Annotated in this window: 12 protein-coding genes; 7 read left to right on the forward strand and 5 right to left on the reverse strand. The window is 67.1% G+C overall.

Annotated elements, in window-relative coordinates; genetic code table 11:
• The first annotated feature begins 113 nt into the window (after positions 1-113).
• Complete coding sequence (locus HPS01S_RS14295) at positions 114-1,262, forward strand: ABC transporter substrate-binding protein (RefSeq protein WP_066157366.1); 1,149 nt, start codon at positions 114-116, stop codon at positions 1,260-1,262.
• Here the strand turns inward: HPS01S_RS14295 and HPS01S_RS14300 are convergent.
• Positions 1,234-2,355, reverse strand: coding sequence for an AbrB family transcriptional regulator (locus HPS01S_RS14300; RefSeq protein ID WP_066157368.1), 1,122 nt, complete (start codon positions 2,353-2,355; stop codon positions 1,234-1,236). The genes HPS01S_RS14295 and HPS01S_RS14300 overlap by 29 nt on opposite strands.
• 57 nt (positions 2,356-2,412) lie before the next feature.
• Between HPS01S_RS14300 and HPS01S_RS14305 the strand changes: the two genes are divergently transcribed.
• Positions 2,413-3,240: a ChaN family lipoprotein gene (locus HPS01S_RS14305; RefSeq protein ID WP_066157371.1), complete on the forward strand. Its 828-nt coding sequence runs from the start codon at positions 2,413-2,415 to the stop codon at positions 3,238-3,240.
• 20 nt (positions 3,241-3,260) lie between these two features.
• On the opposite strand, the gene HPS01S_RS14310 is transcribed toward HPS01S_RS14305, so the two are convergent.
• From HPS01S_RS14310 to aptA, 3 genes are read right to left on the reverse strand one after another with little or no spacing between them, the layout of a single operon-like run.
• A complete protein-coding gene (locus HPS01S_RS14310; protein WP_066157373.1) occupies positions 3,261-4,328 on the reverse strand; it encodes a hypothetical protein in 1,068 nt (355 codons plus the stop codon).
• Positions 4,329-4,340: 12 nt separating this feature from the next.
• Positions 4,341-5,423, reverse strand: a complete 1,083-nt coding sequence (locus tag HPS01S_RS14315) for an SPFH and helix-turn-helix domain-containing protein (RefSeq protein ID WP_066157376.1) — start codon at positions 5,421-5,423, stop codon at positions 4,341-4,343.
• Between the two features lie 36 nt (positions 5,424-5,459).
• Complete coding sequence (gene aptA / locus HPS01S_RS14320; RefSeq protein ID WP_066157378.1) at positions 5,460-6,800, reverse strand: omega-aminotransferase AptA; 1,341 nt, start codon at positions 6,798-6,800, stop codon at positions 5,460-5,462.
• Between the two features lie 140 nt (positions 6,801-6,940).
• On the opposite strand from aptA, the gene purU reads away from it, so the two are divergent.
• A complete protein-coding gene (purU, locus tag HPS01S_RS14325) occupies positions 6,941-7,789 on the forward strand; it encodes a formyltetrahydrofolate deformylase (RefSeq protein WP_066157381.1) in 849 nt (282 codons plus the stop codon).
• Positions 7,790-7,794: 5 nt separating this feature from the next.
• Positions 7,795-8,664, forward strand: coding sequence for a LysR substrate-binding domain-containing protein (locus HPS01S_RS14330; RefSeq protein WP_066157383.1), 870 nt, complete (start codon positions 7,795-7,797; stop codon positions 8,662-8,664).
• Here HPS01S_RS14330 and HPS01S_RS14335 read toward each other — a convergent pair whose 3' ends face one another.
• Positions 8,665-9,093 carry an Hsp20/alpha crystallin family protein gene (locus HPS01S_RS14335; protein WP_066157385.1) on the reverse strand — a complete coding sequence of 143 codons (429 nt, stop codon included), beginning with the start codon at positions 9,091-9,093 and terminating at the stop codon, positions 8,665-8,667. It abuts the gene before it with no gap.
• 194 nt (positions 9,094-9,287) lie between these two features.
• On the opposite strand from HPS01S_RS14335, the gene HPS01S_RS14340 reads away from it, so the two are divergent.
• The 3 genes from HPS01S_RS14340 (at position 9,288) to HPS01S_RS14350 (ending at position 15,104) form a co-directional block, all read left to right on the forward strand.
• On the forward strand, positions 9,288-10,790 hold the full coding sequence (locus HPS01S_RS14340; protein ID WP_066157387.1) for an FAD-linked oxidase C-terminal domain-containing protein: 1,503 nt from the start codon (positions 9,288-9,290) through the stop codon (positions 10,788-10,790).
• A 112-nt stretch (positions 10,791-10,902) separates the two neighbouring features.
• Positions 10,903-14,622 (forward strand): PAS domain S-box protein, encoded by a 3,720-nt coding sequence (locus HPS01S_RS14345; RefSeq protein ID WP_169803946.1) that lies wholly within the window; start codon positions 10,903-10,905, stop codon positions 14,620-14,622.
• Positions 14,619-15,104 carry a response regulator gene (locus HPS01S_RS14350; protein ID WP_066157393.1) on the forward strand — a complete coding sequence of 162 codons (486 nt, stop codon included), beginning with the start codon at positions 14,619-14,621 and terminating at the stop codon, positions 15,102-15,104. The genes HPS01S_RS14345 and HPS01S_RS14350 overlap by 4 nt, the downstream gene beginning before the upstream one ends.
• Positions 15,105-15,114 lie beyond the last annotated feature (10 nt).

Below are 15,114 nucleotides of genomic sequence, written 5' to 3' on the forward strand. Positions count from 1 at the left end.
AATTCAGCGAAACCGTTGACTTTCAACACAAAGCCGGTGCCCTGCACCGGCTTTTTTGTTGTCCGCTGGCGGGGCATGTTCATACACTGGCGAAATACACAGAGGAGTATCCGATGAAATGTCCGCCCCTGGCCGCCGCCCTGCTGCCCCTGGTCCTTCTGGGTCTTTCCCCAAGCCTCACCCAGGCGGCCGCCGACGGCGTGACCCCCGAGCAGATCCTGATCGGACAGACGCTGACCCTCCAGGGCGGCAAGAACGAATATGGCACCGCCGTGCTGGCCGGCGTCCAGGCGGCCATCGAGCAGACCAACCGCAACGGCGGCGTCGCGGGTCGCAAGCTGGTCCTCAAGGTGATGGACGACGACAACAAGTCGGCGCTGGCCGAGGCCAATGCCCGGCAGCTGGTGACCCAGGACAAGGTGTTCCTGCTGTTCGGATCGATCGAGGGGGGGCCGTCCACCGCCGTCATGAAGGCCGCAGTCGACCTCAAGGTGCCGTTTTTCGGCCCGATGGCGGGATCGCCGACCCTGCGCACGCCGCACCAGCCCCTGGTATTCCCGGTGCGGGCCGAACACAAGGACGAGTTTCGGGCCCTGATGCTGCACGCCCGGAGCCTGGGCATGGGCCGCGTGGCCTTCGTGCGCTCGGACTCGGAAACGGGTCAGCTGCACCTGGCCAACGTCCAGCGACTGGCCAGGGAAACGGGCATCGAGGCGGTGACCGACCTGCCGTTCAAATCGGACATCGGCGACGCGGACATCGCGGCCATGGTCCGGCAGCTGGCGGACAGCAAGGCCCAGATGGTGTTCAACCATGGCGGGGCCGGCATGTACGAGAAGCTGATCCGTCAGGCGCGGCAGGCGGGCGTGAAGGCCGCCTTCTACGGCGTCAACTCGGGCTCTTCGCAACTCGCGAGCCATCTGGGGGAACTGGCGCACGGCATGATCTTTGCGCAAGTCATGCCCAGCCCGTGGGAACGCAAGACGGCGCTGACGCGCGCCTACCAGGACACCTTTTCCAGTGGCCAGCCGGGACAGCCCTTTTCGTACGGCAGCCTGGAGGGTTACCTCACCGCGCGGGCGCTGATCGAAGCCCTGCGGCGCGCCGGGCCCAACCCGAGCCGCGACTCGTTCCTGGCCGGCCTGCGCAACACCGAGCTGTCCATCGAGGGCATGAAGATCAGCTACCGCGACGGGACCCACACCGGCATGTCGTTGGTCGACCTGGCGATCGTCACCCGCGAGGGTCGCTTCCGGCACTGAGCCGGCGCACCCACCAGCGGTAGACCGGCTCGGCCAGGATCAGAACCGCCACCAGGCGGCAGACCTGGAACGCCGTCACCATGGGCACGCCCAGCTGCAGCACCTTGGCGGTGATTGACATCTCGGCGATGCCACCCGGCGAGGTGCCGAGCACCATGGTGGCCGGGTGCAGTCCGGTCATCAGGGACAGCAGCCAGGCGAAGCCGGCGCAGACCGCCATCATGAACAGGCTGGCCAGCGCCACCGAGCCCAGCCAGCGCGGCGCGGTGTGTACAAACGCGGGCGTGAACCGCACCCCCAGGCTCACGCCGATCACCAGTTGCGCCGCGGCGCTGAGCGCAGGCGGGATTGCCGACAGCGTCACGCCGCCGAGCGTCAGCACCATGGTGGCCACCAGGGCCCCCATGAACCAGGGGTTGGCGCGGCCCAGCCGGCGCATCACCAGAATGCCCGCCAGGGTCAGGCCGCCCAGCAGGGCGAGTCCCACGATGTCCACGGCGCGCGCACCGGGAGGTGCCGGCTCCAGACCGGACACGCCCCAAGCCTGCATGGCGAACGGGATGGTCACGGTGACGAGCAGCACGCGCAGGCTGTGGGCCGCCGCCACAAGATCGGTGCTCGCGCCGTGGCGCTCCGCGATCAGGGTCATCTCGGAGGCACCACCGATGGCGCCGGCGAAATAGGTGGTGCTGCGCAGCTGTGCCGGGCTCAGATGCCCGAGCTGCTGTGCATGGACACGCCGCAGCCAGACCCCGAACCCCAGGCCCAGTGCCAGCGCCCAGACGATGCCCAGGGCGATCGCCCACCAGAGCCCGACCACCAGCACCCCGACCGCGGGCGTGAAGTACAGGCCCAGCGCGGCGCCGATCACCCACTGGCCGCCGTTGCGCAGCGGGATCCAGCTCGCCGTGGGCGCACCGAACACCGACACCAGCGCCGTCGCCAGCAGCGGTCCCAGCATCCAGGGAATGGGCGTATTCAGCCAGACGCACAGGCGCGCCGCCCCGAAGGCCAGCACCAGGGTCAGCAAGACACGAAGGACGAAGGGGGCGCCCCGGGTGGTCGGGGCCTCAGGATCGGGAACGGGCGACACGGGCAGGGCACCGGTAAGGCGCCGACGCAACAACAGCAGGACGCGTAGTATCGGGTCATGATCTGTCGCCCCGCTGTCATCGTCCGCCGGTTCACCGTCGCCCTGATGGCGTTGGCGATTGGTGCCTGCAGTGCCATGCCCCTGGCCACGGCGGACCTCGAGGGCCTGCTGCCCACGCCGCTGTTGCTGGTCGGGGAGCAGCACGACGCACCCGAACACCAGGCCCTGCAGCGCGACACCGTGCATCAGCTGGCCGCCCGCGGCGAACTGGGGGCGCTGGTGCTGGAGATGGTCGATCAGGGCCGGGACACCCGCCATTTGCCGCCCGACGCAACCGAAGCCCAGGTGCGGGAGGCGCTGGACTGGACCGCCGAACGCAACACGGGCGCCTGGCCCTGGGCAGTGTACGGCCCGACCATCCTGTCGGCGGTGCGCGCCGGGGCGCCGGTGCTGGGCGGCAACCTGCCCCGCGCCGGGATGCGCACGGCCATGGCCGATGCCTCCCTGGACGGCACGCTGCCTGCGCCGGCCCTGCAGCGGCAGCGCGAGGCGATCCGCGACGGCCACTGTCAGCTGCTGCCCGACACCCAGATCGCACCGATGACGCGCATCCAGATCGCCCGCGACCGGGCCATGGCCCAGACTGCCGTGGACGCGCTCCAGCCGGGGCGCACCGTGCTGCTGATCGCGGGCAACGGCCACGTGCAGCGCGACCTGGGGGTGCCGCGCCACCTGCCCGCCGGGCAGCCGCACCGCGTGGTGATGGCGCTGACCGGCGACGTGGCCAGGCCGGTCGATCCGGCCGTGGCCGATCGCCAGTGGGGCACGCCACGGCGTCCCCCCAAGGACCATTGCGCCGAGATGCGGCAGCAGATGGGCCGCTGAGCCGGCCCGAGGCCCGGCGCTCAGCTTCCTTCGAGCGACATCAGGATGTAGAGCAGGATCAGCCCGGCGATCACCGCCAGCGCGATCTTGACCCAGCTCTTGGGGTACTCGCCCGCCACCTGCCCGGTGGCGCCGTTCACCACCACCTGGTAGTCCTTCGCGCCGTAGCGGTAACCCACCAGCCAGACCGGCAGCAGCACGTGTTTGAAGGTCTGGCGGTCGAAGCTCGGTGCGACCTGCAGGTTGCGGTGGGTGTCGGTGCGGATGTCCTGCGCGCACATCCGCCGGATCGCCTCGACCATGCGCTCGCGCCCGCGCTGGGCGGCGGCCACGAGGTCGAGCTGGTAGCGCTCCACCGTCCAGCCGCTGAGGTAGCCCGGGTCGTAGGGTTTGAGGCGCTCGGAGGCGGTGGGGAACGGTTCGACCGCCTCCACCAGCCGCGGGTGCACCCCGCGCGAGCCGCAGACCAGGGTGTCGTCGAAGAAGTGCCGCACCTGGCCGCTGACCGGGAACCAGCGGACCTGCCGTTCGCCCTTCTGATTCTGGTAGTACTCGCCGCCCTCGGCCGTGTAGCGCGCGCTGACCTCGGCGTCAAAGGTCCAGTACGGCAGGTAGACGCCCTTGACGGTGTCGGTGAGCGCCTTGCCGCCAAGGTTGTTGGGCGCCCAGAAGCGCGACTTGTACCAGCTGCGCAGCTTGTCGCGCGCGGCGGGCTCGCTGACGTCGAACGGCAGCAGGCTTTCGGGCCGGATGATGTCGCCGGTCTCCTCAAACGCCACCAGCGCCGTCGAGCCGCAGAAATCGCAGGCCTTGCCCTGCTGGGCGTTGGTGAAGGTGCTGATCGCCTGGCAGTGCTGGCAGCGCACGGGCCGGCGCTGGTCCTGCCAGCCGCGCGCGCTCTGCGGGATCGACTGCAGCGCCGCGACCAGGTCGTGCTCGACGATCTCGCCGTCGGTCTGGACCTCGTAAGGCGACTCGGTGCCGCAGTAGGCGCAGATCAGCGCCTTCTTCGCCGGGTTCCACTGCGCCTCGCCGCCGCAGGCCGGACAGGCCAGCTTCTGGCGTGCGGTGACTTCGCTCAGCTGCATGGGCCTGTGGCGTCAACCCTTGAGAAAATCATCGAGCGCCGCCTGCGGCACGCGCCACTGGCTGCCGATCTTGCGGCCCTTGAGGTTGCCCGCCTCCAGCTCCTGCAGCACGTCGGCCGGACTCACGCCCAGGGCCTCGGCCACCTGTTCGGGGGTCATCAGCGCGATGGGCGCCGACGCCGGGGCCGCGGCCGCCGCGGGGGCCTGGGGCACCAGACCCGGCTGCGAAGGCGCCTGGGCGGTCCCGCCGGCCATGCCCTGCATCATCGACTGGCCCATGGCCAGGCCGGCCGCCAGCTCTGCGCCGATGCCGGCGGTGCCCGCCTTGCCTTCGGCCAGGGCGTTGCCCATGTTGTATTTGATGTAGTCGTTGAGGTTGCCGATGGCGGTCATGGAGCCGCGCTTGTCGATCGCCTGCTCCAGCTCGGGCGGCACCGACACGTTTTCCACCACGAAGGCGGTCATCTCGATGCCGTACTTCTCGCGCGTGGCGACGTTGATCGGCTCCAGCAGCGCCTCGCCCAACTCGCCGTAGCGCGTGGCCACGTCCAGCGCCGGCACCTTGGCCTTGGCCAGGGTCTCGCTGAACACGCTCACCAGGCGCGAGCGCATCACGTCGTTGAACTCGTCCAGCCGGAAATGGTGGTCGGTGCCCGCGACTTCCTTGAGGAACTTGACCGGGTCGACGATCTTGAAGTCGTAGGTGCCGAAGGCGCGCATGCGCACCACGCCGAAGTCGGCGTCGCGCATCATCACCGGGTTGGAGGTGCCCCATTTGTTGCCGGTGAAGACGCGGGTGACGACGTAGTAGACATCGGCCTTGAACGGCGTCTGGAACTTGTACTTCCAGCCCAGCAGGTCCGAGAGGATGGGGATGTTCTCGGTCTTGAGCGTGTGGCGGCCCGGCCCCAGCGTGTCGGCGAACTGGCCGACGTAGACAAACTGCGCCACTTGGCTCTCGCGCACGATCAGCTGGGCCTCGTTCTTGATCTGCTTGTCGTCGTCCGGGAAGCGGTACGACAGCGTGTCGCGCGAGTCGTCGGTCCATTCGATGACATCGATGAACTGGCGGTTCAGGAAATCCATGATGGCCATGCGGAGCCTCCTTGCGGCGGAAAGGGTGGACGGGTGTCAGGCGTGGCGCTTGATCGCGTCGGCCAGCACGTTGACCATCGTATCAATCTGCTCGCGCTCGACAATGTAGGGCGGCGCAAACACCAGGTTTTCGCCCGCATTGCGCACCAGCACCCCGCGGTGGTAGCAGTCCAGGAAGATGTCGTAGGCCCGCTTGCCCGGCAGGCCGGGGATGGACGCCAGTTCGATGCCGACCGCCAGGCCCAGGCTGCGGATGCTGATGACGTTGGGCAGGCCCTTGATCGCGCTGTGGGCGGCGTCGCCCAGCACCGGACCCATTTCACCCGCGCGAGCGAACAGGTTTTCCTGCTGGAACAGCTCCAGCGTGGCAATGGCCGCGGCACAGGCCACCGGGTGGCCGGAGTAGGTGTAGCCGTGGAAGAACTCGATGGCGTGCTCCGGCGCGCTGCCGTGGGCACCCATCATGGCGTTGTAGATGCGGTCGCTGCAGACCACGCCGCCCATGGGGATCACGCCGTTGGTGACCGCCTTGGCGAAGTTCAGCATGTCGGGCTGCACGCCGTAGTAGTCGGAGGCAAACGGCGTGCCCAGGCGGCCGAAGCCGGTGATGACCTCGTCGAAGATCAGCAGGATGCCGTGCTTGTCGCAGATCTCCCGCAGGCGCTTGAGGTAGCCCTGCGGCGGGATGTACCAGCCCGCGCTGCCGGCCACCGGCTCGACGATAACCGCCGCCACGTTGCTCGGGTCGTGCAGCGGCAGGATGCGGTTCTCCAGCTCCAGCAGGATGTCCTCGTTCCACACCGGTTCCTGGTTGTGGATGTAGGCGTGGTTCACCGGGTCGTGGATGAAGCGCAGATGGTCCACGCGTGGCAGCAGCGCGGCGCCGTAGACCTTGCGGTTGGCCGGAATGCCGCCCACGCTCATGCCGCCGAAGTTGACGCCGTGGTAGCCGCGCTCGCGGCCGATGAAGAGGTTGCGGTGGCCTTCGCCGCGCGCGCGATGGTAGGCCAGCGCCACCTTCAGGGACGTGTCGGCCGCTTCCGAGCCGGAGTTGCAGAACAGCACCTTGTTCAGGTCGCCGGGCGCCATGGCCGCGATCATCTCGGCGGCACGGAAGGCCTTGTCGTTGCTGACGCTGAAGGCGGTCGAGTAGTCCAGCGTGTCCAGCTGGGCCTTGATGGCCTCGTTGATGGCCTTGCGGTTGTGGCCCGCGCCCACGCACCACAGGCTGGAAATGCCGTCGATGATCTGGCGGCCGTCGTGCGTGGTGAAGTACATGCCGTCGGCGCCGACGAAGACGCGCGGGTCTTTCTGGAAAGCACGGTTGGGCGTGAAGGGCAACCACTGGTTGTCCATGCGGAAGTCGTTGTAGGCCATGGTCGGTCTCCTGGGCGGGCGCAGCGTGCGCAGACAATGAAGTGGACGGATTCTGGCACCGGAAACATCGAATCGTGAGGTCCACTGACCTCGGACCACCCGGACCCACCCCCAGCCACCCTGCGACAATCCGCCCGACCATGATCCACACCTACGTTCTCACCCTCTCCTGCCAGGACCGTCCCGGCATCGTGCACGCCGTCTCCGGTTTCCTGCTGGAGCGTGGCGGCAACATCGAAGAAGCCGCCCAGTACAACGACCACGGCACCGGCCTGTTCTTCATGCGGGTCCAGTTCACTTGCGGCCAACTGACCCAGGACGACTTGCGCACCCACCTGAGCTTGTTTGCCGAACCGTTCGGCATGCAATGGGGACTGCACCCCCTGGCCGAGCCGATGAAGACTGTCATCTTCGTGAGCAAGGAAGGCCACTGCCTGAACGACCTGCTGTTCCGCTGGAAGAGTGGCCTGTTGCGGCTGGACATCCGGGCCATCGTCAGCAACCACCGCGACTTCTACCAGCTGGCGGCCAGCTACAACGTGCCGTTCCACCACATTCCGCTGACGGCCTCCACCAAGGCGCTGGCCGAGGCGAAGCAGCTGGAGGTGATCCGCAGCGAAGGCGCGGAGCTGGTGGTGCTGGCGCGCTACATGCAGATCCTGTCGGACAACCTGTGCCGCGAGCTCTCGGGCCAGGCGATCAACATCCACCACAGTTTCCTGCCCAGCTTCAAGGGCGCCAAGCCCTACTACCAGGCGCACGACCGCGGCGTGAAGCTGATCGGCGCCACCGCTCACTACGTGACGGCGGATCTGGACGAGGGCCCGATCATCGAGCAGGACGTGGCCCGCGTGGACCACACCGACACGGTGGAAGACCTCACCGCCCTGGGCCGCGACACCGAGAGCCAGGTGCTGGCGCGCGCGGTGAAGTGGCACAGCGAGCACCGCGTGCTGCTCAACGGCCACAAGACCGTTGTCTTCAAATAAACCAGATGGCGATCAGGATTCCGCCCATCCAGTGTCTGCTGACGTTCGAAGCGCTGGCGCGCCTGCGCAGCGTGACGCAGACAGCGGAAGAGCTGTGCGTGACACCCAGCGCGGTGAGCCACCGCATCAAGCAGCTCGAACAGATCCTGGGCACCAAGCTGTTCGGGCGGGCGGATTTTTCGCTGACCACCGAGGGCAGCGAGTACCTGGCGCAGGTGCGCGAAGGCCTGGCCTCGCTGCAGAAGTTTCCCAGCAGCGCCGCCTCACCGGGCCGGCGCAAGCTGCGGCTGGCGGTCACGCCGACCTTTGCGCGCTCCATCCTGCTGCCGCGCCTCAAGCAGTTTTCCGACGCCTACCCCGAGATCGATCTGACGCTCCAGGTCAGCATTCCGCTGCTGGACGTGGTGGCCGAGGACGCGGACCTGATGATCCGCTTCGGCACCGGGCGCTACGCCGACGTGGAACATGTCTGCCTGATGAAGGACGAGGTGACGCCACTGGCCTCGCCGACCTTCGTGCGCGAGCACGGCCCGTTCGAGACGCCGCAGGATCTGGAGGGCGAACCGCTGCTGCGCAGCCCGCTGGAGCCCTGGCGCACCTGGTTCGCGGCGCACGACCTGGACTGGCCCGAGCCGGTGGACGGCTCGCAGTTCAACGACATCGGCCTGATGTGCGACGCCGCTGCAGCCGGCATGGGTGTGGCCCTGGTGCGCATGAAGCTGGCCGCGCCCTGGCTGGAGAACGGCACGCTGGTGCCGCTCTACCCGCGCCATGTGCCCAGCCCGCACGCGCACTACCTGTGCTGGCGGACCGGCACCATGGACCGCTGGGAGTGCGCCGCCTTCGCCGAGTGGCTGCGCAACTCCCTCAGCTGATCATTCGACGTTCAGCCGCTGGCCCGCGAGCGCCAGCTTCTTCGGCAGCGTGAGCGTCAGCACGCCGTTTTCGTACTTCGCCTTCGACTTCTCGTTGTCGATGTCGGTGGCCAGCTGGAAACTGCGGGCCACGGCGCCATAGTAGCGCTCGGTGCGCAGCACCTTCTCGTCCTGGGTCTGGCTGTCCTGCTGCTTGATCTCGGCGCGCAGCGTCACCACGCTGCCTTCGACGGTCACGTGGATGTCTTCCTTGGCCACGCCAGGCACCTCGGCGACCACGGTGTAGGCCGACGGCGTTTCCTTCACGTCGATCTTGATCTGCGAGGGCGAGGGCAACGAGTCTCCGTGCAGCGGACGGACATAAAAACCGGGGGCGACGTCCTTGAAGAAGTCGTCGAACAGGCCGGTGCGTGCGATCAGATGGTTCATGGCGTTCACTCCTGAAGGTGGTGGTGCATTCGGGGGACCGGTCATCGCCGCTCCCGTGCCAGACAGATAGATTCCCATCCTGCGCTTTTCAAGACCCCGGCATTTGACGCGGGTCAAAACCACTCAAGTCCTCTCACATCGGGCTGCAAGTTTCTTCAATGCACAAGCGGCCAGCCAGCCGTACACTGCCGCGCATGAACGCCCCCACCTCCCCCGCCGAAGTCACCCGCGCCGAACGCGCCGCCCGCCAGGCTGAGGTGGTGCGCGCCCTGCAGGCCGTGCTGCCGGCCCACGCCCTGCTCTGGCACGCCGAGGACACCGTGCCCTACGAGTGCGACGGCCTCACCGCCTACCGCCAGCGGCCGCTGGTGGTGGCCCTGCCCGAGACCGAAGCCCAGGTGGCGGCTGTGCTCAAGGCCTGCCACGCACTGAATGCGCCGGTGGTGGCGCGCGGCGCCGGCACCGGCCTCTCCGGCGGCGCCATGCCGCACGCCATGGGCGTGACGCTGTCGCTGGCCAAGTTCAACAAGATCGTGTCGCTCGACGCCCGATCGCGCACCGCGGTGGTTCAGGCCGGCGTGCGCAACCTCGCCATCAGCGAAGCGGCCGCGGCGCACGGCCTGTACTACGCGCCGGACCCGAGCAGCCAGATCGCCTGCACCATCGGCGGCAACGTGGCCGAGAACTCGGGCGGCGTGCACTGTCTGAAGTACGGCCTGACGGTGCACAACGTGCTGCAGGTGCGCGGCTTCACGGTCGAGGGTGAACCGGTCACCTTCGGAGGCACCGCGCTGGACACGCCGGGCCTGGACCTGCTGTCGCTGGTGATCGGCAGCGAGGGCATGCTGGCGGTCGTGACCGAGGTGGTGGTCAAGCTGGTGCCCAAGCCCCAGCTGGCGCGCTGCATCATGGCCAGCTTCGACGACATCCAGAAGGCGGGCGACGCAGTGGCCTCGGTCATCGCGGCCGGCATCATCCCGGCCGGGCTGGAGATGATGGACAAGCCCATGACCGCCGCGGTGGAAGACTTTGTCAAGGCCGGCTACGACCTGAACGCCGAGGCGATCCTGCTGTGCGAGAGCGACGGCACACCCGAAGAGGTGGAAGAGGAAATCGGCCGCATGAGCACGGTGCTGCGCGGCTGCGGTGCCACCGCCATCGCCGTGAGCCGCGACGAGGCCGAGCGCCTGCGCTTCTGGAGCGGCCGCAAGAACGCCTTTCCGGCCAGCGGCCGCATCAGCCCCGACTACATGTGCATGGACTCGACCATCCCGCGCAAGCGCCTGGCCGACATCCTGATCGCCATCGGCGAGATGGAGAAGAAGTACGGCCTGCGCTGCGCCAACGTGTTCCATGCCGGCGACGGCAACCTGCACCCGCTGATCCTGTTCGATGCCAACGACCCGGACCAGCTGCGCCGCTGCGAGCTGTTCGGCGCCGACATCCTGGAAACCAGCGTCGCCATGGGCGGCACGGTGACAGGCGAACACGGCGTGGGTGTGGAAAAAGTCAACAGCATGTGCGTTCAGTTTTCCGCAGAGGAAAACGCACAGATGTTCGCCGTCAAACGTGCCTTTGATACCAAAGAGCTACTGAACCCCGGAAAAGTGATTCCGACGCTGCAACGTTGTGCCGAATACGGAAAGATGCTGGTGCGCGCAGGCCAGATCAGCCACCCGGATTTGCCCCGGTTCTGACGGTCAGATTTCACATCTGGGCTGCGGCCCCCTGCGGTAAAGTGGGTCCGCGATGAGCGCGATCCACCCGTTTCCTGGGAACAAAGCCAGAAAGACACCTGACGAAGAGCAGGTGTCCGATCGTGAGCGCGCGCTCGAAGCCGAGGTGCAGGCCCTGCGCGCCGAGCTGGCGCAGTTGCGGCGCCCCGCCGCATCGCCCGGCCCCGCCCATGGTCTCCGCAGCGAATCGCCGGACCCCTACAGCTCTCTGTTCGCGGCCCTCAACAGCGTGTTCCCCATTGGCATGCTGCGCATCCAGCCCGATGGTTCTCTGATACAGGTCGATCAGATGCTGCAGCAGATCTTCGGCCTGGAAGAGCAGGATTTCTTCAATTTCGGCTGGATGCGCTGCGTTCATTCGGCCGACGTGGCGGTTGTGAAGGAATACTGGGAACGCGGCGTGGCCACAGGCACGAGCACGAGCCTTGAATTCCGCATCATCCGGCCAGGCAGCGAGGACATCGCCCATGTGATTGCGCGAAACATCCCCCAGTTTGACGAACAGGGCCGGCTCACCGGACAGCTGGGTTTCGTGCAGGACATCAGCCAGCTGCGCAAGCTGGAAGCAGAAGCACGCATCAAGGACGAGCTCAACCGCCAGATCATTGCCAGCAGCCCGGACTGCACCAAGGTGCTGGACCTGCAGGGCCACGTGCTCCAGATGACCGCCCGTGGCTGCAAGCTGGTAGAGGTCGATGATTTTGAGCAGGTCCGCGGCAGCGACTGGACCACCTGGTGGCCCGAAGAAGGACAGAACCTCGCACGCTCGGCACTCGACCAGGCGCGCACCGCTGGCGGCGCGCGCTTTGTGGCCTTCGGCAACACGTTCAAGGGCACACCCAAGTGGTGGGACACCGTGGTCTCACCGATCACCAACAGCAGCGGCCAGCCGGTGATGCTGCTGGCGGTGTCGCGCGACATCACGGAGACCCACGAGCAGCAGCACCAGATCCAGCGGCTCAACAGCGAGCTGGAGTCTCGGGTCCAGGAACGGACCAGCCAGCTGGCGACGGTCAACGAGCGGCTGCGGCAGACGCTGCACGACGCCCAGACGCTCTACAACAAGGCCCCCTGCGGCTACCACTCGGTGGACGCCGACGGCATCTTCGTCCTGATCAACCAGACCGAACTGGACTGGCTGGGATACACCCGGGAGGAAGTCATCGGCAAGATGACCTTCCGTGACCAGGTGCTGCCCGAAGACCGGCCCATGATCAGGGACCGGCTTCAGCGCCTGATCAAAGGCGAAAAGCTGGAATCGGTCGAGTTGGGCCTGCGCCGCCGTGACGGCACGACCTTCGTGGCCCTGCTCAGCAGCACGGCCGTGGTCGATGAACAGGGGCGCTTTGTCCGGACCAACAACACCCTGGTGGACATTTCGGCGCGCAAGCTGGCCGAACACGCCCTGCACGTCCAACGCAATTTCCTGCAGACTGTCACCAACACCGTGCCGGTGCAGCTCGCCTTCTACGACCGCGACCTGATCTGCCGCTTCGCCAACGCCAGCTACGCCCGCTGGGTGGGCACCGAGCCGGCCAGCCTAATCGGCCTGCACCTGCGCGACATCGCCAGGCCCGAGGACTTTGCCACGGCCGGCGCGCGCCTGGAAGCCGCGCTGCACGGCGAACCCCAGCAATTTGAAGGCTTGCGCCGCTTCCCGGACGGCCACGAGTTCTACGCGAGCATCGGGTACACGCCATACATTGAGAACGGCCAGGTGCAGGGGCTGATCATCCAGATGGTCGACATCACCGAGCGCAAGGCCTCTGAAGACCGTGTGCAGAGCACCAACCGCCAGCTGGCCGACGCCCTGCAGCAGGCGCAGGCCCTCTACAACCAGGCCCCCTGCGGCTACCACTCGCTCAATGCCGACGGTGTGTACGAGTCGATCAACGACACCGAGCTGCATTGGCTGGGCTACGAGCGCGACGAGGTCATCGGCCGGCTGAGCTACCGAGATGTGGTCCTGCCCTCGCGCGTGCCTCTGCTGGAAGACCGCATGGAGCGGCTGATCCGCGAGGGCTCGCTGGCGGGTGCCGAATACGAGATGCGCCGCAAGGACGGTTCGGTGTTCCACGCACTGCTGTCATCCGCAGCCGTGCGCGACGAAAAGGGACGCTTCCTGCGCAGCAACACCACGGTGGTGGACATCACCCAGCGCAGGCAGGCGGAGCTGGCGCTGCAGGAAAACCAGCGCTTCCTGCAGACGGTGACCAACCACGTGCCCGGCGTGATCGCCTACCTGGACGCCATGCTCAGGTTCCGGTTCGCCAACGAAGAACACCGCCGGCTCTATGGTCTGGACCCGGCTCGCATTCTCGGACTCCACATCAGCGAGTGCCTGCCGGCCTTGGTCTGGCAGGAGGTCCAGCCCCGGTACCAGGCGGCCCTTGACGGACAGGTCCAGCACTACGAATCCTGGCGCCACACCGTGAGCGGAGAGGACATCTACATCCGGGCCACCCTGCTGCCAGACATCTACGAAGGCCTGGTGCAAGGCATCATCGTCCAGATCATCGACATCACCGAACGCAAGCGCGTCGAGGAACGCGTGCACCAGCTCAACGACGAGTTGGAGATGCGGATCCGTGAACGGTCGATGGAGTTGCTGGAGAGCGAGCAGCGCTTCCGCCTCATGGCGGACAACCTGCGCGACTACAGCATCTACTTCCTGGACGCCCAGGGCTGCATCACCGACTGGACCGACAGTGCCCAGCGCATGGAAGGCTATTCGCCCTCCGAGATGCTCGGGCAGCACTACGCCAAGCTGCTGCAGCCTGACAACCCGGACGAGGCATCGAGCATCGCCGCACAGATGCTGCGCATGGCGGCATCCCGGGGCCAGCACGAGCTGCACAGCTGGCAGACGCGCAAGGACGGCTCGCGCTACTGGGCCCACTCGATCCTGATCGCGCTGCGGGACGACAGCGGCGAGCTGCGCGGCTTCTCCAAGATCAGCCGCGACATGACCGACGCCAAGCGGCTGGACGACCTGATGCGCAACATCAACGACGAGCTGGAGAACCGGGTCGTCGAGCGCACCGAACAGCTGCTGGCCGCCAACAAGGACCTGGAGTCCTTCTCCTACTCGGTTTCCCACGACCTGCGCTCGCCGCTGCGCCACATCTCCAGCTTCGTGAGCCTGCTGGAAGAGCACCTGGCCGACAAGGTCGACGACACCACGCAGCGCTATCTGGGCACCATCGGCAACTCGGCGCGCCACATGAGCCAGCTCATCGACGGCCTGCTGGCGTTCTCGCGCCTGGGCCGCTCGGCGGTCAACGTGATGCCCGTGGACTTCACCATGCTGGTCGAGGCGGTGGTCAGCCAGATCGCGCACGACACCGAAGGCCGCGTGGTCGACTGGGTGATCGCACCCGACCTGCCGGTGGTCCAGGGCGACGCGCTGCTGCTGCGCGAGGTCTGGGCCAACCTGCTGGGCAACGCCTTCAAGTACACCCGCCCCCGCGAACGCGCCCGCATCGAGGTCGGCTGGAGCGTCGACCCCGCCGTGGGTTACACCTTCTACGTCAAGGACAACGGCGTCGGCTTCGACACCAAGTACGCGCAGAAGCTGTTCGGCGTTTTCCAGCGCCTGCACCGGGCCTCGGAGTTCGAAGGCACCGGCATCGGGCTGGCCCTCACCCGCCGCATTCTCGAACGCCACGGTGGTAGCATTTGGGCAGAGAGCCAACAGGGGGAGGGCAGCACGTTCCACTTCTCGCTGCCTTTTGAAGGCTGCAGCCCGTCAGACTCGTCGCACGACTCCATACCTTCGGTCCTGGAACCATGAACAAGAACGCTGAAGCCATCCTGCTGGTCGAGGACAACCCGGACGACGCAGAACTGACCAAGCTGGCGCTGGCCCGCCACGGACTGGACGGGCGCGTGACCCACGTCTCCGACGGCATGCAGGCGCTCGACTACCTGTACCGGCGCGACGGTTTTGCCGACCGCCCGGGCGGCAACCCCGTGCTGGTGCTGCTGGACCTGAAGATGCCACTGCTCGACGGCATCGGCGTGCTCAAGGAAATCAAGGGTTCGGACACGCTGCACAACATCCCGGTGGTGGTGCTGACCTCGTCCACCGAACCCAGTGACCTGCAGCGGGCCTACGAAGCCGGCACCAACGCCTACATCGCCAAACCCACCGAATTCGCGCAGTTCCTCAGCGCCATGAAGCACGTCTGCGAGTTCTGGATCAACATCAACCAGACCGCGCCGCAGTCCCCCAGCGCCGGCGTGCGCTCCACCTCGTTCGGCGACCTGCACTGACCGCCGCCTT

This window comes from Hydrogenophaga pseudoflava NBRC 102511 (assembly GCF_001592285.1).
Lineage (GTDB): Bacteria > Pseudomonadota > Gammaproteobacteria > Burkholderiales > Burkholderiaceae_C > Hydrogenophaga > Hydrogenophaga pseudoflava.

Coding starts and splice junctions, on each gene's coding strand:
- HPS01S_RS14305 (WP_066157371.1), top strand. CDS start 2,413: ATGATCTGTCGCCCCGCTGTCATCGTCCGCCGGTTCACCGTCGCCCTG.
- HPS01S_RS14335 (WP_066157385.1), bottom strand. CDS start 9,093: ATGAACCATCTGATCGCACGCACCGGCCTGTTCGACGACTTCTTCAAG.
- HPS01S_RS14340 (WP_066157387.1), top strand. CDS start 9,288: ATGAACGCCCCCACCTCCCCCGCCGAAGTCACCCGCGCCGAACGCGCC.
- aptA (WP_066157378.1), bottom strand. CDS start 6,800: ATGGCCTACAACGACTTCCGCATGGACAACCAGTGGTTGCCCTTCACG.
- HPS01S_RS14350 (WP_066157393.1), top strand. CDS start 14,619: ATGAACAAGAACGCTGAAGCCATCCTGCTGGTCGAGGACAACCCGGAC.
- purU (WP_066157381.1), top strand. CDS start 6,941: ATGATCCACACCTACGTTCTCACCCTCTCCTGCCAGGACCGTCCCGGC.
- HPS01S_RS14295 (WP_066157366.1), top strand. CDS start 114: ATGAAATGTCCGCCCCTGGCCGCCGCCCTGCTGCCCCTGGTCCTTCTG.
- HPS01S_RS14330 (WP_066157383.1), top strand. CDS start 7,795: ATGGCGATCAGGATTCCGCCCATCCAGTGTCTGCTGACGTTCGAAGCG.
- HPS01S_RS14315 (WP_066157376.1), bottom strand. CDS start 5,423: ATGGCCATCATGGATTTCCTGAACCGCCAGTTCATCGATGTCATCGAA.
- HPS01S_RS14310 (WP_066157373.1), bottom strand. CDS start 4,328: ATGCAGCTGAGCGAAGTCACCGCACGCCAGAAGCTGGCCTGTCCGGCC.